This window comes from Kribbella sp. NPDC049174, assembly GCF_043197365.1.
GTDB lineage: Bacteria > Actinomycetota > Actinomycetes > Propionibacteriales > Kribbellaceae > Kribbella.
On sequence record NZ_JBICSZ010000012.1, the window covers coordinates 89,161 to 112,081 of the forward strand.

The following is a 22,921-nucleotide window of genomic DNA, read 5'->3' on the forward strand; positions in this document are numbered from 1 at the left end:
GTCGCCCGGCATCCCCACCGGGCGACCGCACTTCGTCCTACAGGACTCGGTTCAGCAGGTCGAAGAAGGTGTTGCCGAGGACCAGTTCGAACGGGTCCGTCAACAGCGGCGCCAGGTCGGCGATGTCGGACGGCATCCAGCCCCAGGCGTTGATCCCGCAGGCGATGAAGCGCGGGCTCGCGCCGTCCCAGTCGGCGATGTGCGCGTCCAGGGCGGCCTTGTACTCAGCGGCTTTCCCGGGCGCGCCGAAGTTCCCGATGATCGGCAGGCCGCCGCGTTTGACCAGCAGGTCGCCGCCCTCCCAGGACTGGATGATGCCCTGGAGCGGGGTGTGGTCGTTGTATCCCTGAGCGATCTCCTCCGGGAACGCGACCCAGCCGTTCGCATCCCGATGGTTGTAGGCGTAGACGAGATCCATGCCGGTACGGCGCATGAACGAACCGGACAGCTTGAGGTACGCGGTCAACTGATCGGCCGGCCACGAGCCCGGGTAGGTGTAGCCGGCGCCGGACGGCCCACAGATCAGCAGGTCGTTGGCGGTCGCGGTCCGCTGGAAGTAGCTGAACAGGCCGGGACCGATCTCGGCAAGCAGCGGGCTGATCGTCCAGTTGACCATCGCCTCGCCGCGGCGCGGGTCGTCCCACATGTCGCGCATCCGCCGCTGGCAGTACTGGACGTTGTCACCCTCGCCGAAGGTCAGCGTGACGTACACCTTGTTCTTCGGCTCGATTCGCCGCACCTTACGGACCTTGTCCGAGATCGGCGCGACGAACCCGGAATGCACGGTGCCGTTCATGTAGAAGTCCGCGGGGATCACCTGCGAGCCGCCCTGGGACGCGAGGTCGACACCGCTCCACTCCCCGGCGACGTCGTTGGAGAACCAGCCCGCGTACGGCGTGGTCGGGCCGACCTTGTCGAAGTGCTCGGTCAGCAACTCGCCGGTCGGGCCGTTGGGCGGCAGCCAACTCACCAGGGCCTTGGTCGCCACCACGTAGTCACGGAAGTATGGGAACGGTTCGACCCGGGTCGGCGCGGTATCGGTGGCGGTGACCAGGTACTGGTTCCACATCTCCACGGTCACCACCAGGCTCGTCGTACCGGCCGGCGGAGCGAAGCGGTAGATCCAGTAGTTCCCGCCGTCGGCGAACCGGTTGCCCTCGCCGCCGATCGACGAGTTCGCGCCCTCGAACAGGTACGGCGCCTCCTCCGGTGTGTCCGGGAGGAACCGGGCGATCTCGGTGCCGTTGGCCTTCACCGACACCGAGAGGATCGACGCACCCCAGCCGTCGTCGCCGAACGAGTCGCCGAACCGGACGTACACCCCGTCGTCGCCGAGCTTGGCGGAGACGTCGAGGTCGTAGCTGCCGCGGTTCGACGAGTCGCGGATCTGCCGCGTCTCGCGGGCGATCTCCTGCCACTCGACGTTCTCGGCCTGGACCACCATCGTCGGCGGGAGGCCGGTGAGCAGCTTCTGGTTGCAGCGCGGGAACAGGTTGTCCAACTGCCAGCGGTACGTCTTCACCCGGTCGTTGTCGAAGACGCCGCGCAGGTCCTTCACGATCCGCAGCCCGTGCGCCTTGACCTGGTCGGCGTCGGCGACGACCGCATCCTCCAGACCGGCCAGAGTGGTGGCGACGTTCAGGGAATCCGGTACGGCGGGATCGTGGACGATCGCGCCACGGACCCGGTGCCGGAACTTCGCGATCAGGTCGAGCGGGTCGTCGTACCGCGTGGTGGGCAGCCGCATGTCCGCGAGCCACTTGGCGTCGGGACCGTCCGGAGTGCCGGGTGAGTAGAGGAAGTAGAGCTCGGGCTTGGTGCGGTTGACGACGCCTTGCAAGGTGGTCAGCAGGGTCTGGTCCCCACCGCTCAGCTTGCTCACATCGCCCCAGTGCAAGCGCCCCGGCCGGCCGAAGGCCGGCAGCAGCCGGGTCGCACCGGCCGGAGCATTGGCAGCATTGGCAGCGTTGTCGGAAGCAGCCGCGGGCAGGGCCTGGAAGACCCCGAACCCACCCGCCGTCACCGCACCACTGCCCGCCAGGAACGTTCGTCTCGAGACCATCGTGACCACTCCCCTGTCGCTGACATCGATGTCAAATCAGCGGGGAGGTTAGCAATGTCAGGACAGCGTGTACATAGTTCGTTACAACGTTGACGAAGGTATTTTGGAATCGTTTCCGGGGCAGGGTGATTCTGGGGAGTGGGGTTGTCTCTCCCACGCGTGCTACGCAGTCGCTCCTTCGTCGCGCCGGCTACGCGCGCTCCCGCCCGCCCCCCGGGCTTGTCGCCGGTGTGACTTCTTGCCGGGCTTCCGCCCGACGGTTTGCGGGCTGTCGCCCCACGGTTTCTTGCGGGCTGTCGCCCGCGTGTCGCGCTCCTCCGTCGCGCGCGTTCGATTGCTTGGCCGGCGTCCGTCCGGGGGCGACCCTGGTCCGGCGACCGCGATCGACTAGTGCGCGGGCGATAGGCCCGCAGACCGCCTGCGAACGGACGCCAGCCGAGCACTCGAACGCGGGCGATAAGCCCCGCACACCGAGGGCGGCAGCCCGCACACCGCCGGTGGCAGCCGGCAAGAAGACACACCGGCGCCAAGCCGGGGGCGGGCGGGAGCGCGCGTAGCCGGCGCGACGAAGGAGCGACGGCGCAGCACGCGTGGGAAAGACCCAATCACCACACCCGCTGCAAAATCTCCGTAGCCTCCGCAAAGCTGATCCCCGCCCGCCGAGCAGTCCGCGCGAAAACGACGGCCGCCTTCCGGGTTTCCTCGTCGTCCACCTGACTGCGTGACGCCAGCACGAACGTCCCGTTCCGCCCGCGGGTCTCCACCAGCCGGTCCGCCTCGAGCTCTTTGTAGGCCCGCGCCACCGTGTTCACCGCCAACCCGAGATCCAGCGACAACTGCCGCACAGTCGGCAGCCGCGTGCCCCTCGCCAGCTCGCCGGACCGGATCAACGCCTCGATCTGCGCCCGCACCTGTTCGTACGGCGGGGTCACCCCGACCGGATCGACTGAAATGTCCATCCGGTCAGCATGCCGTACCTGTCAGGCGAAGTCCTCCGGGCTGTACGGCTTCTCCTCGACCAGGACGAGCCAGTTGCCGGAGTTGTCGCGCAGTACCGCCTCCACGCCGTACGGGCGGTCGGACGGTTCCTGGATGTACTCGACGCCCCTGGCGACCAGCTCCTGGAACGTCTTGTGGCAGTCGTCGGTGGCGATCCCGAACCCGTGCATCGATCCCTTGGCCAGGCTGCGCCGGATCACGTCCGCGGCTTCCTCGTCCAGCGGCGGCCCGGGCAGCATCAGCGCCAGCCGCAGCTCGGGGTGGTCGGCCTGGTACACGGTGCACCAGCGGAAGTCGCCGAGGTTGATGTCCTCCTTGAGCACGAAACCCAGTTTGCCGGTGTAGAACGCCTTCGCGTCGTCGATGTCGTTGACGTAGACGGTCACCAGACTGACGTTGCTGATCACGGCCCCTCCTCGATTGTGTCGTCGTCGGTACGACGGTAGGCCCCGGCCTGCTCGGCCGGCTTCTCCGGAATTGCGGAGTTCAGCCCGAGCATGAACACGAAGCATCCCGGGATCCGTGCACCGGCCTGGGTTCGCTGGTACGCCGACGGGCTCATCCCGACCAACTCGGTGAATCGCTGCGAGAACGACCCGAGACTGCTGTACCCGACCAGCCCGCAGACCTCGGTCACCGTCAGGTTGGTCGCCCGGAGCAGGTCGGTGGCCCGCTCGATCCGGCGCCGCGTCACGTACTGCATCGGCGTCTCGCCGTACTCCGCCGCGAAACAGCGCAGGAAGTGGTACTTCGACACCCCGGCCGCGGCCGCCAGTCCGGCCAGGTCGAGCGGCTCCGCATAGTTGCGATCAGCAACATCCCGCGCACGCCGCAGATGCGCCAGCAACTCAACCGGTACGCTGCCCGCCACCCTCCGAGCCTAGACCGTTGACCGGTGCAGGGCCGGGCGCGACCCTGACCACAGGGAGGGGAGGTCGGCGTGCGGCGGGAAGCGGCGAGTGAGTACCTGCGCGGAGCCCTCTGGGCGATGCCATCGGTGGCGGTGGTGATCGCCCTGATCGCGGGCTCGGGTCTGTCGTTCATCGAGGTGGCGCCGGGGTCGTGGCGGGACCGCTTCCTGTTCCAGGGCACCGCCGACGACGCCCGGACCCTGCTGATCGCGATCGCCAGCACGATGGCCACCGTGATCGCGCTGGTCCTCGGCCTCACCGTCGTGGCGCTCCAGCTCGCCTCCACCCAGTTCTCCCCGCGGCTGCTCCGCAACTTCCTGCGGGACCGGGTCAACCAGTTCGTGCTGAGCGTCTTCGTGGCGACCTTCGTCTACAGCAGCGCCGGTCTCTACACGGTCGGTGTGAAGGCCGGCGTCCGGACCGACCAGTACCCGAGGCTGGCGGTCACCGTCGCGTTGCTGCTGCTCTTCGTCAGCCTGCTGATGCTGGTGTTCTTCGTCCATCACCTGACCCACTCGATCCAGATCGACGAAGTCATGCGCAAGGTCGAGCGCACCACGCTGCAGGTCATCGCCCGTGACCTGCCGACGATTGGCGTGACCACCGAGCCCCGGCCGGTACCACCTGAGTGGGCTGTCAACGTACCGGCGTACCGCTCCGGCTATCTGCAGACGATCCATCCCGAGGCTCTGGTCGCAGCCGCGACGGCCACCGGGGTGACCGCGTCAATCACGCGCATGGTCGGCGAGCACATCATCGCCGGCTCCGCACTCGTGCAGGTGTGGCAGGACCCGGCCGGTCCGCCACCGCCACTGGACCGGCTCGCGGCGGCCGCGCGGGACTCCATCCGGATCGGTTTCGAGCGGACCGCCGAGCAGGACGTCGCGTTCGGTGTTCGGCAACTCGCGGACATCGCGGTCAAGGCATTGTCGGCCGCGATCAACGATCCGTACACCTCGATCCAGGCGATCGAGCACCTGTCGGTCGTCCTCGCCACGCTGGCCGGGCGTGAGCTCGGCAGCCAATTGCTACGCGACGAGACCGGCGCCCTGCGCGTCGTCGTACCGGGTCGGGACCTCGAGTACTACCTCGATCTGGCCTGTGGTCAGGTACGGCGGTATGGCAAGGCCGAGCCGAGAGTCGTCCGCGCGCAACTCCGGACCCTGCACAGCACCGGCCAGTTCTGCACCGACGACACTGGCCGGCGACTCGTGGTCGACCAGGTCAAGCTGCTGATGGCCGACGCCCAGCGCGCCATCGTCCAGCCCGCTGATTTCGTCGTCGTCCGCGAGCACGCCGACCGGGTCCTCGACGACCTGACTGCTCGGGATCTTTCGGTGTGAACCGAAAGCCTGGCGACCGGCTCAGTAGCCGGGGAAGCTGCCGGGATGAGAGTCGGACAAGGTGGGGATGGGCCGGGACCACACACTCCGGACGGCAGCGCTGTCGAGCTGTACGAAGTCGCGCCGGTCTCCGGCGAGGACGAGATCATCAACGCGGCGATCGAGCCCGGCAGCAGCATCCTCGAACTCGGCTGCGGCACCGGCCGGATCACCCGGCCGTTACTTGCCCTCGGCCACCAGGTGGTCGCGGTCGACGAGTCGCCGGAGATGGTCGCCCGGATTTCCGAGACCGAGACGATCTGCTCGACGATCGGCGACCTCCGGCTCGACCGCCGCTTCGACGTCGTACTGATGATGTCGTTCCTGATCAACGTCGCCGACGACGAGGAACGCCTGCGGCTGCTGCGGACCTGCGCGCACCACGTCCGCCCCGGCGGCACGGTGCTGCTCCAGCAGCAGATGCCCGGAATGATCCAGGCTCCCACCGTCCGGGAGAACGGCAAACCGGCGCTTCGTCATCTCCGATGTCGAGCACCTGCCCGGCAACATCCAGGCCGCGACCCTCAGCCACACCGTCGACGGCCGCACCTGGTCGCAACGGATCCTCGCCCAGAACCTGTCCGAGGACCAGCTGACTGCCCAGCTCACCCAGGCCGGCCTGACGCTGACCGACTACCTCACCCCCGACCAGACCTGGGTGCGCGCCCGGCTCAGCTGACCGCGAGGGCTTCGAACTGGGTGCGGGTGAGCTCGAGCCTTTCGAGTCAGTCCCGGCCGCGCAGGAAGGACTCGACCATCGAGACGTACAGGCTGTGCTCCTCGACGTGCGGCATGTGGCTGGAGTACTCGAACACTTCCCAGCGGACGTCCGGGATCAGCTTCGCGTACGGAATCACGGTGACCGGTGCCGCCTCGTCGTACACCCCTGAGATCACCAGCGTCGGCACGTCGATGTTCGCCAGCCGGTCCACGATGCTCCAGTCGCGCAGACTGCCGACCACGTGGAACTCACTCGGCCCGTTCATCGTGTGATAGACCGTCGGGTCCTCCTCCAGTGCCGCGAACGCCGCGCGTACCTCGGGCGGGTTCGGCACCACCCGGCAGACTTGCCGGTCGTAGAACGTCGTCATCGCGGCCTCGTACTCCGGGGAGTCGGTGGTCCCGGCCTCCTCGTGCGACCGGAGGGTCTGGTCGATCACCGGAGGGAGTCCGGCCCGCAACGAGGCGGCCGCCTCCAGCCACAACGGCATCGACGCCGGCGAGTTCGCGATGACGAGCCGTCTCAGCCCGGCAGGACGCCGTACGGCGTGTTCCGCGGCGAGCATGCCACCCCACGACTGGCCCAGCAAGTGGTAGTTGTCGGCGATCCCGAGCAGCGTGACCAGGTTGTCCAGCTCGGCCAGAAACAGTTCGACGGTCCAGTACGACGGGTCGGCGTCGGGCAAGTGCGTCGAGTTCCCGCAGCCCAACTGGTCGTAGTGCACGACCGGCCGCGCAGGCCCATCTGGATCCGCAAAGGCGGTCAGTGACAGCAGATACTGGTGCGTGGCGCCGGGACCGCCGTGCGCGACGACCAACGGCGTAACGCCACTGGACAGGTCACCGGTGACGCGGAACCAGGTCTCACCGTCGGCGAACGGGATCCGCCCGTCCAGCGTGGGCGGCAGAATGCGGTAGGACGAGTCGGCGATGCTCATGGTTGTCCTTTCAGTCGGCGAGCCAGCCGCGTACGTGCCGGCGGAGGAAGGCGAGGTCGTCCGGGATGTCGCGCGGTGATCCGGCCCGGTGACCCCACACGCTCGGGATCTCGGCCAGCTCCGCCTTGCGCAACGCGGCCAACTCCAGCTCGTTGTCGGCCGTCCGGAAGTAGAGATCGGTTGCCGAAGGCACCAGCAGGACCCGGGCCGTGATCGCCGCGAGCGCGGCGTCCAGGTCACTGTCGTACGGGGTGCTGATGTCGGCCGCCAGCCAGGTCAGGGCCTGGGCGTACTGGTCGGCCGCGCGTCCCTCCGCGAACCGGTCGACCCAGTCAACCTGCAGGAAGGTGTCCAGATCAGCGAAGCCGAGGGTCTCGAACAGCCGGGCGCGATAGAACTCCTGGCTCAGCCCCCAGCCGGCGTACACGTGCGCGAAGGCCTTCTTCGCCGCGACCGGCTCCGCGCCGAACCGCCCGTCGCCGAGGTGTTCCGGCGCCGCCTCCAGGATGCGGAGCAGCCCGGACAGGAAGACCCGGTTGTGCAGCGACGTACGGGCGCTGCCGCACACGACGATCGCCCGCTGGACGACGTCCGGGTAGAGCGCCGCCCAGTGGTAGGCCTGGCCGGCGCCCATCGAGAACCCGTACGCCGCGTGCGCCTGGGTGATGCCGAAGGCCTCAGTGAGCAGCCGGTACTGCGCATGCACGTTGTCCGCCATCGTCACCAGCGTGGGGTAGTCCGGGTCGGTGGACGGGCTCGACGACAACCCGTTGCCGAACATGTCCGGAATCACCACGAACCAGCGCTCCGGGTCGAGCACCCCGTCGGGCCCGATCAGCCAGTCCTGCGTCTCGTGCGTCGCGCCGTAACTGCAGGGATAGACGATCACATTGTCCCGGCTCGGCGCCAGCGTGCCGTGAGTCTGCCAGGCCAGCCGGGCGTCGCGGATCACGCCGCCGCGTTCCACCGGCAGGTCCCCCAGCGCGAACACCCCGGTCTTCACCGGCCAGGCCGTCACACCAGTACTCCGGTCGGCAGTACGGCATGCACGCCCCAGGTCTGGTTCGCGACCTGGGTGATCCTGAGATCGACGGCGGTGCTGGCAAGGGCCAGGGCGGTGCTCTTGTCCACGTCGAGGATCACCTCCAGCCAGCACACCATCGCGTCCAGCGCGTCGCCCATCGCGACATCGAGATCGGGGTCGAATCCGAAGGTGATCCGTCCCGCCGGGGTTTCCGCGTGGATCGACCGCAACGGCGGCTCCTCGCGGACCAGGTCCAGCGCCAAGGTGGTGGTCATCGGGCACTCGATCGCGGTCCCGCCGACCTCGCCGTCGCCCTGGGCCGCGTGCCCGTCGCCGAGGCTGAGCATCGCCTCGGCGACGGCGACCGGCAGGTAGAGCGTCGACCCGGCGACGAGTTCCTTGCAGTCGATGTTGCCGCCGCCGACCGTGCGGGGCGGGATGGTCGAGTGCTCGCCGGTGGCCTGCGGAGCGACGCCGATCACGCCCAGAAAGGGCGCCAGTTGCCGGCTGAAGCCGCCGTTGCAGGTCCCCGTGCCGGCCTCGGCGTCCAGATCCCACAGCAGCCAGGACGGCGGCTGCCCGGTGATCCCGAGTCGTTCGGTGATCGGGGACTCGAGCGCACCGGCGACGGTCCAGCCCCACGGATCCGGGGTCAGCGACAGGAGCCGCACTGCCAGCAGGTCGCCCGGCCGCGCACCCCGCACCGCGATCGGTCCGGTCAGGCAGTGCCCGCGCGACTCGGCGAACATCGTCGGCTGCTTCTCCCCGGGCGTAGTCTGCGGCTCGAGGTAGCCGGAGGCGTCCAGCGACCGTACGACGAGGGTGTCGCCCGGGTCGACGGTCAGCACCGGTGCACGGTCCGCGGTGAACACGTCGACAGTCGTCCGCGGGGTGGGGTCGAGCCTGTGGGTGGTGTCCTGGATGGTCATCCGCTACCTCGCCGGTGTCAGGAGTTCGGTGGTCAGGGGGTGGTGGCAGGCCACCGCGTGCAGGCCGCCGCCGGCGGTGAGCGCCGGTGCTTCCGCGGCGCAGCGCGCGGTGGCCAGTGGACAACGGGTCCGGAAGTGGCAGCCGCTCGGCGGATCGATCGCGGACGGCAGCTCGCCGCCGAGTCCCACGGACCGCACCGGTCCTGACTGCTCCTGACCTGACTCGGGCTGGTCGGCCTTGGCAGCTGGTGGCAACGGGATCGCCTTGATCAGTCCCGCCGTATACGGGTGCCGGGGCGCGCCGTAGACGTCCTCGCTCGGCCCCAGCTCGACCAGCCGGCCGAGGTACATCACGCCGATCCGGTCGGCCAGGTACTTCAGCAGCGACAGGTCGTGCGAGATCACCACGTACGTCTGGCCGTACCGGTCCTGCAGCGAGCGCATCAGGTTCAGGATCTGCGCCTGGACCGAGACGTCGAGTGCGGACACCGGCTCGTCGGCCACGATCACCCGCGGGCGCAGCGCCAGCGCCCGGGCCATTGCGATCCGCTGCCGCTGCCCACCGGAGAACTCGTGCGGGTAGCGCTGCGCGGCTTCGGGCGGTAGGCCCACCGCGTCCAGCAGTTCGCGCACGGTGTCGCGCCTGTCGCGGCGCGTGCCGACCCCCTGGGCAACCAGTGGTTCCTCGATCAGCGCGGCGACCGTCATCCGCGGGTCCAGGGCGGCCGCGGAGTCCTGGAACATCATCTGCAGGTCCCGCCGGCGACGCCGTCGTACGGCCGGGCTCTGGGCGGTCAGGTCGCGGCCGTCGAAGGTGACCGAGCCGCTGCTCGGACGTTCGAGCCCGACCAGCATCCGGCCGATCGTGGTCTTGCCGCAGCCCGACTCCCCCACGATGCCGAGCGTCTCACCGGCCCCGATGGTCAATGTCACCCCGGACACAGCGTGCACCGCCCTCCTGGGCCCGAACGGCCGCTGCGACTTCAGCCCGAACCTCTTGTGCACGTCGAAGAGCTGGACCAGGGTCTCACTCGTCCGAGGCTCGGCTCCGGTCCGCACCCGCCGTACCTCCGGCTCGGACCGCGCCGGGGACTCGGCGGCGGGATGGAAACACGCGTGCAGGTGATCGTTGCCCGGTGTCACCTCGACCAGGGCCGGGTCGGTACCGCGGCAGTCGTCCTGCGCGAACGCGCAGCGCGGCGCGAAGCGGCACTGCGGCGCGAGGTCCAGCAGCTTCGGCGGTGCTCCGGGAATGGTGGCCAACTCGGCGCCGCGGTCCAGCTCCAGCGTCGGCATCGCAGCGAGCAAGGCCTTCGTGTAGCGATGCCGAGGTGCCTCGAACAACTCCTGGACACCGGCCTGCTCGACCATCCGGCCGCCGTACATCACCGCCACCCGGTCGGCGTACTCGGCGATCACTCCCATGTCGTGGGTGACCAGCAGCACTCCCATGGACAACTGCGACTTCAGGTCGTCGATCAGGGTCAGGATCTGGGCCTGGATCGACACGTCCAGCGCAGTGGTCGGCTCGTCGGCGATCAGCAGCTTCGGTTCGCACATCAGGCCGAGCGCGATCATCACCCGCTGCCGCATCCCGCCGGACAGCTGGTGCGGGTAGTCACTCAGCCGTTCCCGTGGCCGCGACATGCCGACCAGTCCGAGCACCTCGGTGGCCCGCGCGGTCGCCGCCGCCCGGCTGCCGCCGACGTGGATCCGGTACGCCTCACGCAACTGGCTGCCGATCGTACGGACCGGGTTCAGCGAGGTCATCGGGTCCTGGAAGATCATCGCCATCCGGCTGCCGCGCAACCGGCGCATCGCGGGCTCGTCCAAGCCGGTCAGCTCCTCGCCGTCAAGGCGGACGGAGCCGCCGGTGACGGCTCCGCCGGGCGGCAGCAGCCGCAGGATCGACAGCCCGGTCATGGTCTTGCCGCACCCGGACTCCCCGACCAGGCCGAGGGTCTGGCCCGCCTCGACGGAAAAGCTCACCCCGTCGACCGGACGGATCCGGCCCTGCCGGGTGTCGATCTCGGTCCGCAGGCCGATGACCTCGAGCAGGCTCATGAGTCGTCTCCTCCGTCACGGGTGGCGGACCGCCGGGCGGCGACCAGCCGGAACAGGCCACCGAACCGCACGCCCTCGCGCGGGTCGAGCACCCGCATCAGGTGGTCGCCGGCGAAGTTGGCCAGCAGGATCGTGGCCATGATGGCCAGTCCGGGAAAGGTCGACAGCCACCAGGCGTCGGCCAGGTTCGTCGCACCGGCGGCCAGGTCGCTGCCCCAGTCGGGTGCCGGCAGCCGGACGCCGAGGCCGAGGAAGCTCAGCGTCGTCGCCGTCAGCACGCCCCAGCCGATCGCGCTGCTGCCGAGCACGACCACCTCCGTGAGCAGATTGGGGATCAGGTGCCGCCAGGACGTGCGGATGGTGGTCGACCCGAAGACACGCGCCGCCTCGACGTACTCCGCCTTGCGCAAGCGACGGACCGAGGACTCCACCACACGGGCGAAGCCGGGCGTGAAGGCGATGCCGATGGCGAGCACGATGCTGCGGACGCCGGATCCAGCGGTCGCGATCAGGATCAGTGCGATCAGCAGCACCGGCAGGGCCAGGAACACGTCGACCAGCCGCATCACCAGTGCGTTGACCAGCCTCGGAGCGACTCCGCCCAAAACCCCGATAGCGACACCGGCCGCCGTGGCAAGCAGAACCCCGAGCAGGCTGGCCAGCAGCACCGGGCGAGCGCCGTACACGGTGCGGCTGAGGACGTCGCGGCCGAGCAGGTCGGTGCCGAACAGGTGACTAGCGCTGGGGCCCTGCAGGTTCGCGTCGCTGGTGGCAACCGGGCTGACATGCGCCAGCAGGCCGGGTACGGCCAGGGGGATGACGACGAGGAGCACCGCCAGCAGCAGCGTGGTACGTGCGATGGTTGCCTTCAGCCCCTTGATGGAACCGGTGGCGGACATCGCCGTCCGCCCCGGCACGACGGCCGGGCTCAGGCTCAGAGGGTCGGTCGTCATCCTCGGGCCTCCTGACGGGTGCGGGGGTCGATCGCGCCGACGAGCAGGTCGACGCCAAGGTTGATCAGGACGTAGGAGACGCCGATGACCACGACCGCGCCCTGCACGACCGGGATGTTCTTGCTGGTGATCGACGTGGCCAGGAAGCTGCCGAGGCCGGCGCGGCCGAAGATCACCTCGGTGATCGCGGCACCGGTCAGGATGTTGCCAAACTGCAGGCCGATGGTGGTGACCGCCGGCACCGACGAGTTGCGCAGCACCTGCCGCAGCAGCACCCGCAGGTCGCCGCTGCCTCTGGCCCGGGCCGCCTTCACGTAGTCGCTGCGCAGCTCCTCGATCACCCGGCCGCGGACGAGCCGGGTCAGGATTGCGGCGTAGCCCCAGCCGAGCGAGACCGCCGGCAGCACCAGGGCCTTCGCCGTTCCGTCGTCGATCGCGGAGAACCACTGGAGCTTGACGCTGAACACCAGCACCAGCAGCAGAGCCAGGAAGAAGTACGGCACCGCCACCCCGGCGAACGAGATCCAGCGAGCCAGCGTGTCCAGCGCCGAGCCGGGCCGCATCCCCGCGACCAGACCGAGCGGGACCCCGATGACGACCGCCACCAGCATCGACGCCGCCGTCAGGACCAGTGTGCTCGGAGCCCGGGAGAGCAGTTCGAAGACCACCGAGTTCTGGGTCAGGAACGACGTGCCGAGATCGCCGCGCAGCAACTGGCCGGCGAAGTCGGCGTACTGGCGCCACAGCGGGAGGTCGAGCCCGAGTTGCTGGCGCAGCGCGGCGATCTGCTCCGGGGAAGCATTCGCGCCGTACAGGATCACCTTGGCCGGGTCGCCCGGAACGACGTGCACCAAGATGAACGCGATCACTGTGATGCCCAGCACGACCGGGACCGCGGCGCCGAGCCGGCGCACGACGAACAGCGTCATCAGCCGACGGTGGCGCTGTGGAACGCCAGGTAGCCGTTGAGGGTCTGGTGCAGGTTCCTCACCTTCGGCGACAGCGTGAACGCACCCGCGACATCCCACAGAGGCAGGTACATCGAGTCCTGCATCAGCTTCGTGCCGACCTGCTGGTAAACGTTGTTTCGGGCGGCCTCGGCCGCGGTGGCGTTGGCCCTGGCGATCATCGTGTCGATCGCCGGGTTGTTGTAGTGGGACCAGTTGAAGCCCGACTCGATCGCGTTGGAGTTGACCCAGATGTTGAGCAGGTACGGGTCGGCGCCGTAGTAGCCGAACGACCCGAGGTTGTGCACGCCGGAGTTGAAGCTGGCCTGCGCGGTGGCGAACGGCTGGACCGACGTGGTCGCGCTGAAGCCGACCTTCTGCAGCTGCGAGACGATGAACTGGGTCGGCAGCTCCAGGCCTCCCCCGCTGAACAAGATGATGTCCAGGGTGAGCTTCTGGCCGTTCTTTGTCCGGGTACCACCGTCACCGACGGACCAGCCGGCCCGGTCGAGCAGCGCTGCCGCCTTGTCCGGGTCGTAGGAGTAGATCTTGCTCGCCGCCTCGCTGTACCCGGGGGTGATCGGGGTCAGCACGTTGTGGGCCGGCTTGTAGACGTCGTACAGCACGCTCTTGACCATCGCGTCCTGGTCGACCGCGGACAGGATCGCCTGCCGGACCAGCGGGTCGTCGGTCGGCGCCTTGGCCACGTTGATCGGCATCCCGAGCGGGGTGCCGATCGAGGGCACCAGCAGTTGCTGGTACCTGCCGGACTTCTGGGCGGCGGAGATGTTGTTCGGCGGCAGGTTCATGGCGATCTGCAGCTGACCGCTCTGCAGCGCGTTGTAGCGGCCGCTGTCGTCGGTGACGATCCGGAAGACCAGCTTGTCGAGCTTGGCCGGCCCGTCGCCGAGCGCCTTCGGCCCCCAGGTGTATTTCGGGTTCTTCAGCAGCGTGAGCTGGCTGCCGGTCTGGTAGCTCTCGAACGTGAACGGCCCGGTGCCGACCGGGTGGTTGCCGAAGCCGGTCGGTCCGTACTTGGTCAGCGCGGCCGGCGACGAGATACCGAAGTTCCCGGCCGCCTGCTGGTGCAGGAACGACGCGTTCGGCTCGGTGAAGACGATCTGCACGGTGTAGTCGTCGAGCACCTTCGTCTCGCGGTACGGCCCGAGCGCCCCCAGCCCGCTCTTGGACTTCGTCCGCGGGTCGACCACGTGGTCGTACGTCGCCTTCACCGCGGCGGCGTTGAACGGGGTGCCGTCGTGGAACGTCACGCCCTTGCGCAGCTTGAAGGTGTAGACCGAGGCGTCGGGCGAGATCGTCCAGGACTCGGCCAGGCCCGGGTGGAAGGCGCTGCCGCCGTTGCCGTCAGGCAGCCAATAGACGAGCGGGTCGAACAGCGCGAACGAGATCAGCAGGGTCAGCGCCAGACCGGTGGCGCCGGGGTCGAGCGTGTCGGGTGTGGCGTTGATGCCCATCGTCAGCGTCCCGCCACTGGACGAGACCGCGGCGGTCGTGGTGGCGTCGTCGGCGCTGCAGGCGGACAGCACCGGGGCGAAGCCGACCCCGGCGGCGAGGCCGCCGCCCAGCCCCAGCAGCCGGCGGCGCGAGATCGGACGGCGGCCGGCGATGCCGAAGGCCGCGGTGGTGGTGGCCCTGGCGGTGGAGACCGCGGTGGTGGAGGCCGCGATGGTGGAGCGATGGGGGTGGTGGTCCATGAGAGGTGCTCCTCGAGGTGACAGGCCAAGCTCTTCCGTATGTTGTATACGGTCTGTGCTACGGGCATATTTCCGATCCGCCACGTGACAGTTTCGTCTCCCGCTGTGGAGCGGTGGCCACCCTGCGCTTGTTTCCTTGAAACACAGGGATCCATGGCGGGGAGGGCAGCAAAACTTCCGGCCATGGGCCGGCCCAACAGAGGAATCGGTCGTCGCGAGTGGAGACCGTCGAGATCGTTTCGTATACAGATTGCGGGTCTCGCGGCGCCTGAGGTGGGCTCAGGCGCGATCGAGCCGGGGCCGCAGTGAACTCCGCACGCTCAGCACGTGGTGGCGGGCGGCCGCCTCGGCGAGGTCGGCGTCACCGGCCTCGATGGCTTCGATCAGGCCGTAATGCTCGGTCCACGCGGCCGGGTTCTGCAGCGGCGCACTCTGCCGGAGCAGCCACTGGCCGCGCTTCACCATCGGGATCGCGATGGCGATCAGGTAGCTGTTGCGGGTCATCTCGAATACCAGCGAGTGCAGCTCGGTGTGCACGGTCGACAGGGTGTCGAGATCCTGGTCCGGCCCGGAGTCGCGGACCATGGCCAGGATCTCCCAGGCCCGTTGCAACAAAGCGGTTTGGGGCTCCTCGACCGAGGCGGCCAGGCGGGCTCCCAACGGCTCCAGCGCGAGCCGGACATGGAACAGGTCGTCGGCCTGGCGGGCCGACAGCTTCGCCACGAACGCCCCGCGCCGGGCGACCACGTCGAGAAAGCCCTCGGCCTCCAGCACCCGCATCGCCTCCCGGATCGGGTTGCGCGAGACGCCGAGCTGCTGGGCCAGCCGATCCTCGACGAGCCGTTCGCCCGGTTGCAGCGAACCGTCCAGGATCAGCCGGCGCAGTTCTGCGGCGACCACGTCGCGCAGCGGCAGATGGCCGTCTCCGACAAGAACCGGGTTGGAGGTCACCGGGTTGACTGTATACGAACCGCCAAACCGGTTCAGCCGTTATTGCCGCCGACACTGCCCGGAGCGTCGGACTTGCCCGGCTTGGCGTCGACGCCGGCCTCCTTGCGCTGCTCCGGCGTGATCGGCGCCGGCGCGGCCGTCAGCGGGTCGAACCCACCGCCGGACTTCGGGAAGGCGATCACGTCGCGGATCGACTCGGTCCCGGCCAGCAGCGCGGTGATCCGGTCCCAGCCGAACGCGATCCCGCCGTGCGGCGGTGCGCCGAACTTGAACGCGTCGAGCAGGAAGCCGAACTTCTCGGTCGCCTCCTCGTCGGTCAGCCCCATCACCTGGAACACCCGCTTCTGCACGTCCTCGCGGTGGATACGGATCGACCCGCCGCCGATCTCGTTGCCGTTGCAGACGATGTCGTAGGCGTACGCCAGCGCTGACGCCGGGTCGGTGTCGAACGTGTCCAGCGAGTCCGGCTTCGGCGACGTGAAGGCGTGGTGTACGGCGGTCCACGCGCCGGAACCGACCGCGACGTCACCCGCGGCGGTCGCCTCGTCGGCCGGCTCGAACAGCGGCGCGTCGACGACCCACACGAATGACCAGGCCGACTCGTCGATCAGACCGCCACGACGGCCGATCTCCAGCCGGGCCGCACCGAGCAGCGCCCGCGACGACTTGACCGGACCGGCGGCGAAGAAGATGCAGTCACCCGGCTTCGCGCCGACGTGATCGGCGATCCCCGCGCGCTCCTCCTCGGACAGGTTCTTGGCGACCGGGCCGCCGAGCTCGCCGTCCTGACCGACCAGCACGTACGCCAGACCGCGCGCACCCCGCTGCTTGGCCCAGTCCTGCCACGCGTCCAGCTGCTTACGCGGCTGGTCCGCACCACCGGGCATCACGACCGCACCGACGTACGGCGCCTGGAACACCCGGAACGGCGTGTCCTTGAAGTACTCGGTGCACTCGACCAGCTCCAGGCCCATCCGCAGATCCGGCTTGTCGCTACCGAACCGCGCCATCGCCTCGGCGTACGTCATCCGCTGGATCGGCGTCTGGATGTCGTACCCGACGAGCTTCCAGAGCGCGGTCAGGATCTCCTCGGACAGCGCGATCACGTCGTCCTGGTCGACGAAGCTCATCTCGACGTCGAGCTGGGTGAACTCCGGCTGCCGGTCGGCCCGGAAGTCCTCGTCGCGGTAGCAGCGGGCGATCTGGTAGTACCGCTCCATCCCGGCCACCATCAGCAGCTGCTTGAACAGCTGCGGCGACTGCGGCAGCGCGTACCACGAGCCCGGCTGCAGGCGGGCCGGCACCAGGAAGTCGCGGGCGCCCTCCGGGGTGGACTTGGTCAGCGTCGGCGTCTCGATCTCGACGAAGTCATGGTTGGCGAGCACCTCCCGGGCCGCCTTGTTGACCTCGCTGCGCAGGCGCAGCGCCATCCCCGGGCCCTGGCGGCGCAGGTCGAGGTACCGGTACTTCAGCCGGACCTCCTCGTTCACCGGGGTCGCGTGGTGCTCCTCGACCGGGAACGGCAGCGGCGCGGCCTCGTTGAGCACCTCGACGTCCGAGGCGATCACCTCGATCTCGCCGGTCGGCAGGTTCGGGTTCGCGTTGCCCTCCGGGCGGGCGCTCACCTCACCGGTGATCTTCAGGCAGAACTCAGCCCGCAGCGGGTGCGCGACCTCCTCGTCCCGGATGACCACCTGGACGGTGCCGCTGGAGTCGCGCAGGTCGATGAACGCCACGCCGCCGTGATCACGCCGCCGCGCCACCCAGCCGGCCAGGGTGACGGTCTGCCCGGTGTGCTCAGCGCGCAACGAGCCTGCGGAATGGGTACGGATCACTGGTTCTCCTGGGTTGTGTCGATACGGGGAAGGAGGTCTGTGGCGGGCGGCGTCCAGGTGGCGGGATCGGCGGGGACCTGCTCGCCGCTGCGAATGTCCTTCACCTCGGGACCGCTGTCGGTGCTGAACCACACGAACGGGATACCGCGCCGGTCCGCGAACCGGATCTGCTTCCCGAACTTCGCCGCCGCCGGCGCCACCTCCACCGGAATCCCCCGGCTGCGCAGCTGAGCCGCCGTCCGCATGGCCTCGGCCCGGTCCTCTTCGGCGTTCAGCGCGATCACGACGGCGGTCGGCGTACTGCGGGAGCCCTTCAGCAACCCCTGGCTCACCAGCCGGTGCACCAGCCGCGAGACCCCGATGGAGATCCCCACACCGGGGTACGTCGTCTTGCCGTCGGACGCGAGAGAGTCGTACCTGCCGCCGCCCCCGACCGACCCGAACGACTCCTGGCCGACGAGGTAGATCTCGTAGACCGCGCCGGTGTAGTAGTCCAGGCCACGCGCGATCCGCAGATCGGCCATCAACAGGCCGGGAGCGTGCTCACCGGCCGCGGCCATCACCTGGCTGAGCTGCTCGAGCCCCTCGTCGAGGATCTCGTGCTCCACGCCGAGCGCCCGGACCTTCTCCACGAACGATGTGTCCGTGCTGGAGATGTCCGCCAGCTGCACGGCCAGCCGCGCCTGCTTGTCGGTGGCGCCCGCCTCGACCAGCCGCTCGACCACCTTCTCCGGGCCGATCTTGTCGATCTTGTCGACAATCCGCAGCACCGTGGTGACGTCGTCCAGCCCGAGGCCCCGGTAGAAGCCCTCCGGGATCTTGCGGTTGTTCACCTTGATGACGAACTCGGGCACCGGCAGCTTGCGCAGCGCGTCCGCGATCACCAGCGGCAGCTCGACCTCGTAGTGCGTCGGCAGCTCACCACTGTCGACGATGTCGATGTCCGCCTGGGTGAACTCGCGGTACCGGCCCTCCTGCGGGCGCTCGCCCCGCCACACCTTCTGGATCTGGTAGCGGCGGAACGGGAACACCAGCTTGCCGCTGTGCTCCAGCACGTAGCGGGCGAACGGCACGGTCAGGTCGAAGTGCAGACCGAGCGCCGCGTCCTCGTCGCTGTCCGCGGCCAGCCGCCGGACGCCGTAGATCTCCTTGTCGGCGTCCTCGCCCTGGTTGGACAGCCGCTCGACCGGCTCCACCGCGCGTGTCTCGATCGACGCGAACCCGTGCAGCTCGAACGTCTCCCGGATCACGTCGAGGAACCGCTGCTCGACGATCCGGTCCTGCGGAAGGAATTCGGGGAACCCGCTGAGTGGGGTTACCTTGCTCATGTTTTCGGTATCTCCAGGTCCTGCAAGTAGGGGTTGGTCGCCTTCTCCCGGCCGATCGTGGTCTGGCCACCATGACCCGGCAGGACGACGATCTCGTCGCGCATCGGCAGGATCTTGGTGGCCAACGTATGCAGCATGGCCGGATGGTCGCCGCCTGGCAGATCCGTCCGGCCGATCGACCCGGCGAACAACACGTCACCGGAGAAAAGAATCGCGGGCACGTCTTCCGGCCCGTCGTACGGCGTGGTGAACGTGGCCGAACCCCGGGTGTGACCGGGGGTGTGGTCGACGGTGAGGTTCAGGCCGGCCAGCTCCAGACTCAGGCCGTCCTTGAGCTCGGCGACGTCGTCGGGCTCGGCGAACTCGTGGTTGCCGCCGAGCAGCATCCGGGCCGACTCCGCGCTGATCCCGGCCATCGGGTCGCTCAGCAGGTACCGGTCGTCGGGGTGGATCCAGGCCGTCGCGTCGTACGTCCCGCAGACCGGAAGTACGGAAAACATGTGGTCGATGTGACCGTGGGTGAGCAGCACCGCGACCGGCTTCAGCTTGTTCTCCCGGACCACCTGCTCGACACCCGCGGTCGCGTCCTGACCGGGGTCGATGACGAGACATTCCGCGCCCTGGCCGGTGGCGACGACGTAGCAGTTCGTACCCCACGACCCCGCGGGGAACCCGGCGATGAGCACGACTGACCTTCCTGGAACGGTTCGGGACCACCCAAGGCTACCGGTGCCGGACCGGTGAGTTCGAACCGGATTGTGACGCAACACCGTTGCGTCCGCGCTGTGAGTTTGTGATTGTTCAGGGATAAGCGTCGAGACAGCGGCTCGACGCGCCCGGACAGGCCCTGTTCGCGCGGTTGAACCAGGGACTGACCAGAATGGGCAACGAGCGCAGTTCATACCGCCGGAAGGGGCGAGTTGTGGCCGGAGAGAGCTGGGGCCGGGTAGCCGAGGACGGAACGGTCTTCGTACGGACCAAGGACGGTGAACGGGCGGTCGGCCAGTGGCCGGACGCGAACCCAGAGGAGGCCCTCGCCTTCTACACCCGCCGGTACGACGCGCTGGCGTTCGAGGTGGACCTGCTGGAGAAGCGCGTCCAGGCGGGCACCGTGTCCCCCGACGACGCCCGGGCCGCGGTGAAGAAGGTGACCAGCACGATCGAGGAGGCCCAGGCGGTCGGCGACCTCGACGGCCTGCAGGCCCGGCTGGAGGCCCTCACACCGCTGGTCGCCCAGCAGCGGGAGAAGCGGAAGGCCGAACGCGCCGCGAAGGTCGAGGAGGCGCGCTCCGCCAAGACCAAGATCGCCACCGAGGCCGAGACGATCGCGGCCGGTACCGACTGGCGCCACGGCGTCACCCGGCTGCGTGAACTGCTGGACGAGTGGAAGGCGCTGCCGCGGCTGGACAAGTCCAGCGACGACGAACTGTGGCACCGGTTCTCCTCGGCGCGGACGACGTACACCCGGCACCGCAAGCAGCACTTCGCCGAGCTGTCCTCGAAGCGCGAGGAAGCCGCGGTGGTGAAGGAACGGCTGGCCGCCGAGGCGGAGACGCTCGCGTCGTCCACCGACTGGGGTCCGACGTCCGGGCGCTTCCGCGACCTGATGCGGCAGTGGAAGGCCGCCGGCCCGGCGCCACGCGAGGTCGACGACAAGCTCTGGGCCCGCTTCCGCGCCGCCCAGGACACCTTCTTCGGCGCCCGCGACGCGATCCAGGCCGAGGAGAACGCCGAGCAGGTGCAGAACCTCCAGGCCAAGGAGGAGCTGCTGGTCGAGATCGAGGCGATCCTGCCGGTCGAGGACGCCAAGGCGGCCCGCGAGCAACTCCGCGAACTGCTCGACCGCTGGGACCAGATCGGCAAGGTCCCGCGCGACTCGATGCGCGCCATCGACTCCCGCCTGCGCGCCGTCGAGCAGGCCGTCAAGGCCGCCGAGGACGAGGTCTGGAACCGCAGCAACCCCGAGGCCCGCGCCCGCGCCGAGGCCACGGTCAAACAACTCCAGTCCCTGATCGCCGACCTCGAGAAACAAGCCGCCAAACACGAGTCCCAAGGCAACACCCGCAAAGCCAACGAGGCCCGAGAAGCCATCGCCGCCCGCCGAGAATGGCTAACCCAAGCCCAAAACGCCCTCTCCGACTTCAGCTAACCGCGAGCCTGTGGACAACTCCCGGCACGGATCGTGGGATTCGGCGATCCTGCTGGGATGTTCCAGTACGACCTGCCGTATTACTTCGCCGGCCTGCCGTTCACGAGCCGGCAGGTGCCACGCAAGCTCGCATGGTTGCTCGCGCGCGGTGAGATCCGCCAAGTCCTGAAGGGCGTGTACGTCGACGTCCGCGTGCCCGACTCGCCCGAGCTGCGAGCTGACGCCCTGCAGCTGGTCATGCCCCCGGATGCTGTCGTCTGCGGTCAAGCTGCCGCCTGGCTCCACGGCATCGACACGACGGCGTTGAGCCCTGAACCGACCATCCGTCCCCAATGGACGTTCCAGCCACGGCCGACAGTTGACGTACGCGGCCTCAAGGTCACCACCCCAGCCGCCACCGCCGTCGAGCTCGCCATGCGCCTCGAGCGCCCGTTCGCCCTGGCTGCGGTGGACGCGCTCCTGCACGCCCGCACAGTGACGCTCGAACAGCTTCACGAGGCCTCAGCGGCGTACTTCGACCCTTCCGGCAACACCCAGGCAGCCCAGATCCTCGGCTACGCCGACCGTCGGGCCGCCTCCCCTGGTGAGTCCTGGTTACGGCTGCGGTTGATCGACGCCGGTTTCGGTGCCCCCGACCTTCAGATCCGCGTCAACGGTCCGAGGAACTCTTACCGCCTGGACCTGGGCTACCCGACGCGTCCCGTCGACGGCCGCCGCCTCGGGCTCGAATACGACAGCGACCAATGGCACTCAGGCTCCAGAGCCGAGTCCCGCGACGAAAACCGCCGTACCGAGCTCGAATCCCTCGGGTGGCACATCATCCCGGTTCGTCGCACAGACCTCTGGGGGTCCTACCCCGCTCTGGAGCTCGCCGTGGGCGCGTTCCTCTGTCAGCATCCGCGGCTGCCTCGCAGGTGGTAGGTCAGGTGCGGAAGCCGGCGTGGATGTGGTGATGGTGGGTTTGGTCGGAGAAGTATGTCGAGCCGGAGAGTTGGTAGGGGCCGCCTACGTTGTAGGAGCCTACGGAGGCGCTGGCTCGCATGTAGGCGGTGATGAGGGTTTGTGGGGTGGATGGGGCGACGACCGCGCGGACGTTGATTTGCCAGGTGTCGAAGGCTCGGCCTCTGGGGTGGTCGCTTGGGCGGTTGGTGCCGAAGACGTTCAGGGGGTGGCCGGAGCGGATGACGCTGATGCCGATGCGGTAGGTCTTGGCCAGTTCGAGCATTGCGGTGAGGACAGTGTCGTGGACCTGGCCGGAGCGGATGTCGGCTGCGGATGCTGGCGGTAGGGCGATGTTGTCGTTGGCCAGGACCCGGCGGGCTGCGGTCGAGAGGCTGGCTCGAGCGGCTGCCCGACGAGCTGGTTCGTGGTCGGCCGAGGCTCAGCGTCGACTTCGCCGGCGCGCTGCTGTCGATCGGCGCCGTGGACAGTGTCGAGTCGCGCCTGCAGGACGCTTCAGCGTGAGGTTGCTGCGCCGGGTTGTGCTGGATGCGTCGCCGTCACGCGCCAGCTTCCGCGGGACTTGGTCAGGCGTACGTCGACCGTCGTGCCGCCACTCACGACGCGGCCGGCGGAGAGGGTGTAGACGCGGCAGGGCACCAGGACGCTGGCCGAGTTCGTCAGGAGGCCGCCGTACTGGGCGTCGATCACCTCGACCACGGACCGGGTCCCGGGCCGGCGGAGCAGGTCGACAGTTGCCGCCACGGCAAGGCGCTTCACCTCGGGGTGGATCTCCCCCGCCCCGGGCGTCCAGGAGCGGACGGCCGGGAGGGCGACGACAGGCGTGCCCGAAGGCGAAGTGCTCGGCAAGGGCGGGCTCGGCGAGGGCGGGCTCGGCGAGGTCGGGACCGGAGTCGGACTCAGGGTCGGGGTCGGCGTGGACGCGGCGCTGGAGGTGGGTGGGCTTGGCGTGAACGGACTACCACCCGCGTTCTGCGCCGAGGAATCGCTGCAGCCGGTCAGCAGACCCGCGCCGAGCACCAGGAGACCGCGACGACCAAGGCTGACCATGTTC

Annotated in this window: 20 protein-coding genes and 1 pseudogene; 4 read left to right on the top strand and 17 right to left on the bottom strand. The window is 69.0% G+C overall.

Annotated features, from left to right (window positions below):
• Positions 1-37: 37 nt before the first annotated feature.
• The 4 genes from ACGFIF_RS39595 to ACGFIF_RS39610 all read right to left on the bottom strand — a co-directional run bounded on the left by ACGFIF_RS39595 (position 38) and on the right by ACGFIF_RS39610 (position 3,932).
• Complete coding sequence (locus ACGFIF_RS39595; protein ID WP_393162138.1) at positions 38-2,062, bottom strand: GxGYxYP domain-containing protein; 2,025 nt, start codon at positions 2,060-2,062, stop codon at positions 38-40.
• A gap of 605 nt (positions 2,063-2,667) precedes the next feature.
• Complete coding sequence (locus ACGFIF_RS39600) at positions 2,668-3,021, bottom strand: GntR family transcriptional regulator (protein ID WP_393162140.1); 354 nt, start codon at positions 3,019-3,021, stop codon at positions 2,668-2,670.
• A 21-nt stretch (positions 3,022-3,042) separates the two neighbouring features.
• Complete coding sequence (locus tag ACGFIF_RS39605; RefSeq protein ID WP_393162143.1) at positions 3,043-3,468, bottom strand: VOC family protein; 426 nt, start codon at positions 3,466-3,468, stop codon at positions 3,043-3,045.
• Entirely contained in the window at positions 3,465-3,932 is a 468-nt protein-coding gene (locus ACGFIF_RS39610; protein ID WP_393162145.1) for a helix-turn-helix transcriptional regulator, read from the bottom strand. The genes ACGFIF_RS39605 and ACGFIF_RS39610 overlap by 4 nt, the downstream gene beginning before the upstream one ends.
• A 69-nt stretch (positions 3,933-4,001) precedes the next feature.
• On the opposite strand from ACGFIF_RS39610, the gene ACGFIF_RS39615 reads away from it, so the two are divergent.
• Positions 4,002-5,315 (top strand): DUF2254 domain-containing protein, encoded by a 1,314-nt coding sequence (locus ACGFIF_RS39615; protein WP_393162147.1) that lies wholly within the window; start codon positions 4,002-4,004, stop codon positions 5,313-5,315.
• Positions 5,316-5,360: 45 nt separating this feature from the next.
• Positions 5,361-5,801 (top strand): annotated as a pseudogene (locus tag ACGFIF_RS39620) (class I SAM-dependent methyltransferase); the annotation flags it as partial.
• A gap of 278 nt (positions 5,802-6,079) precedes the next feature.
• On the opposite strand, the gene ACGFIF_RS39625 reads toward ACGFIF_RS39620, so the two are convergent.
• From ACGFIF_RS39625 to ACGFIF_RS39675, 11 genes are all read right to left on the bottom strand, one after another.
• Positions 6,080-7,012, bottom strand: coding sequence for a proline iminopeptidase-family hydrolase (locus tag ACGFIF_RS39625; protein WP_393162149.1), 933 nt, complete (start codon positions 7,010-7,012; stop codon positions 6,080-6,082).
• A gap of 10 nt (positions 7,013-7,022) precedes the next feature.
• Positions 7,023-8,030, bottom strand: coding sequence for an alpha/beta fold hydrolase (locus ACGFIF_RS39630; protein WP_393162151.1), 1,008 nt, complete (start codon positions 8,028-8,030; stop codon positions 7,023-7,025).
• Positions 8,027-8,965: an acetamidase/formamidase family protein gene (locus ACGFIF_RS39635; protein ID WP_393162154.1), complete on the bottom strand. Its 939-nt coding sequence runs from the start codon at positions 8,963-8,965 to the stop codon at positions 8,027-8,029. Before ACGFIF_RS39635 ends, ACGFIF_RS39630 begins: the two co-directional genes overlap by 4 nt.
• Positions 8,966-8,968: 3 nt before the next feature.
• Entirely contained in the window at positions 8,969-11,029 is a 2,061-nt protein-coding gene (locus ACGFIF_RS39640; RefSeq protein WP_393162156.1) for a dipeptide ABC transporter ATP-binding protein, read from the bottom strand.
• The gene (locus ACGFIF_RS39645) at positions 11,026-11,982 is read right to left on the bottom strand and encodes an ABC transporter permease (protein ID WP_393162158.1); all 957 of its coding nucleotides are present in this window, start codon (positions 11,980-11,982) and stop codon (positions 11,026-11,028) included. The genes ACGFIF_RS39640 and ACGFIF_RS39645 overlap by 4 nt, the downstream gene beginning before the upstream one ends.
• Positions 11,979-12,911 carry an ABC transporter permease gene (locus ACGFIF_RS39650; protein WP_393162160.1) on the bottom strand — a complete coding sequence of 311 codons (933 nt, stop codon included), beginning with the start codon at positions 12,909-12,911 and terminating at the stop codon, positions 11,979-11,981. Before ACGFIF_RS39650 ends, ACGFIF_RS39645 begins: the two co-directional genes overlap by 4 nt.
• Positions 12,911-14,644, bottom strand: coding sequence for an ABC transporter substrate-binding protein (locus tag ACGFIF_RS39655; RefSeq protein WP_393162162.1), 1,734 nt, complete (start codon positions 14,642-14,644; stop codon positions 12,911-12,913). Before ACGFIF_RS39655 ends, ACGFIF_RS39650 begins: the two co-directional genes overlap by 1 nt.
• 279 nt (positions 14,645-14,923) lie before the next feature.
• The gene (locus ACGFIF_RS39660) at positions 14,924-15,595 is read right to left on the bottom strand and encodes a GntR family transcriptional regulator (RefSeq protein WP_393162164.1); all 672 of its coding nucleotides are present in this window, start codon (positions 15,593-15,595) and stop codon (positions 14,924-14,926) included.
• Positions 15,596-15,627: 32 nt separating this feature from the next.
• Positions 15,628-17,430 carry an aspartate--tRNA ligase gene (gene aspS, locus ACGFIF_RS39665; protein WP_393162166.1) on the bottom strand — a complete coding sequence of 601 codons (1,803 nt, stop codon included), beginning with the start codon at positions 17,428-17,430 and terminating at the stop codon, positions 15,628-15,630.
• Positions 17,427-18,758 (bottom strand): histidine--tRNA ligase, encoded by a 1,332-nt coding sequence (hisS, locus tag ACGFIF_RS39670; protein ID WP_393162168.1) that lies wholly within the window; start codon positions 18,756-18,758, stop codon positions 17,427-17,429. The genes aspS and hisS overlap by 4 nt, the downstream gene beginning before the upstream one ends.
• Positions 18,755-19,444 carry an MBL fold metallo-hydrolase gene (locus ACGFIF_RS39675; RefSeq protein WP_393162170.1) on the bottom strand — a complete coding sequence of 230 codons (690 nt, stop codon included), beginning with the start codon at positions 19,442-19,444 and terminating at the stop codon, positions 18,755-18,757. The genes hisS and ACGFIF_RS39675 overlap by 4 nt, the downstream gene beginning before the upstream one ends.
• A gap of 194 nt (positions 19,445-19,638) precedes the next feature.
• On the opposite strand from ACGFIF_RS39675, the gene ACGFIF_RS39680 reads away from it, so the two are divergent.
• Complete coding sequence (locus tag ACGFIF_RS39680; RefSeq protein WP_393162172.1) at positions 19,639-20,907, top strand: DUF349 domain-containing protein; 1,269 nt, start codon at positions 19,639-19,641, stop codon at positions 20,905-20,907.
• 57 nt (positions 20,908-20,964) lie between these two features.
• Positions 20,965-21,828: a hypothetical protein gene (locus ACGFIF_RS39685; RefSeq protein ID WP_393162174.1), complete on the top strand. Its 864-nt coding sequence runs from the start codon at positions 20,965-20,967 to the stop codon at positions 21,826-21,828.
• 1 nt (position 21,829) lies between these two features.
• Here ACGFIF_RS39685 and ACGFIF_RS39690 read toward each other — a convergent pair whose 3' ends face one another.
• Positions 21,830-22,132 (bottom strand): hypothetical protein, encoded by a 303-nt coding sequence (locus tag ACGFIF_RS39690; protein ID WP_393162176.1) that lies wholly within the window; start codon positions 22,130-22,132, stop codon positions 21,830-21,832.
• 230 nt (positions 22,133-22,362) lie between these two features.
• A complete protein-coding gene (locus tag ACGFIF_RS39695; protein WP_393162178.1) occupies positions 22,363-22,917 on the bottom strand; it encodes a hypothetical protein in 555 nt (184 codons plus the stop codon).
• Positions 22,918-22,921 lie beyond the last annotated feature (4 nt).

What these genes read in the sequence shown, in the direction of transcription:
- ACGFIF_RS39595 (WP_393162138.1), bottom strand. Translation starts at nt 2,062, where the DNA reads ATGGTCTCGAGACGAACGTTCCTGGCGGGCAGTGGTGCGGTGACGGCG.
- ACGFIF_RS39600 (WP_393162140.1), bottom strand. Translation starts at nt 3,021, where the DNA reads ATGGACATTTCAGTCGATCCGGTCGGGGTGACCCCGCCGTACGAACAG.
- ACGFIF_RS39625 (WP_393162149.1), bottom strand. Translation starts at nt 7,012, where the DNA reads ATGAGCATCGCCGACTCGTCCTACCGCATTCTGCCGCCCACGCTGGAC.
- ACGFIF_RS39635 (WP_393162154.1), bottom strand. Translation starts at nt 8,965, where the DNA reads ATGACCATCCAGGACACCACCCACAGGCTCGACCCCACCCCGCGGACG.
- ACGFIF_RS39640 (WP_393162156.1), bottom strand. Translation starts at nt 11,029, where the DNA reads ATGAGCCTGCTCGAGGTCATCGGCCTGCGGACCGAGATCGACACCCGG.
- ACGFIF_RS39645 (WP_393162158.1), bottom strand. Translation starts at nt 11,982, where the DNA reads ATGACGACCGACCCTCTGAGCCTGAGCCCGGCCGTCGTGCCGGGGCGG.
- ACGFIF_RS39650 (WP_393162160.1), bottom strand. Translation starts at nt 12,911, where the DNA reads ATGACGCTGTTCGTCGTGCGCCGGCTCGGCGCCGCGGTCCCGGTCGTG.
- ACGFIF_RS39655 (WP_393162162.1), bottom strand. Translation starts at nt 14,644, where the DNA reads ATGGACCACCACCCCCATCGCTCCACCATCGCGGCCTCCACCACCGCG.
- hisS (WP_393162168.1), bottom strand. Translation starts at nt 18,758, where the DNA reads ATGAGCAAGGTAACCCCACTCAGCGGGTTCCCCGAATTCCTTCCGCAG.
- ACGFIF_RS39680 (WP_393162172.1), top strand. Translation starts at nt 19,639, where the DNA reads ATGGGCAACGAGCGCAGTTCATACCGCCGGAAGGGGCGAGTTGTGGCC.
- ACGFIF_RS39685 (WP_393162174.1), top strand. Translation starts at nt 20,965, where the DNA reads ATGTTCCAGTACGACCTGCCGTATTACTTCGCCGGCCTGCCGTTCACG.
- ACGFIF_RS39690 (WP_393162176.1), bottom strand. Translation starts at nt 22,132, where the DNA reads ATGCTCGAACTGGCCAAGACCTACCGCATCGGCATCAGCGTCATCCGC.
- ACGFIF_RS39695 (WP_393162178.1), bottom strand. Translation starts at nt 22,917, where the DNA reads ATGGTCAGCCTTGGTCGTCGCGGTCTCCTGGTGCTCGGCGCGGGTCTG.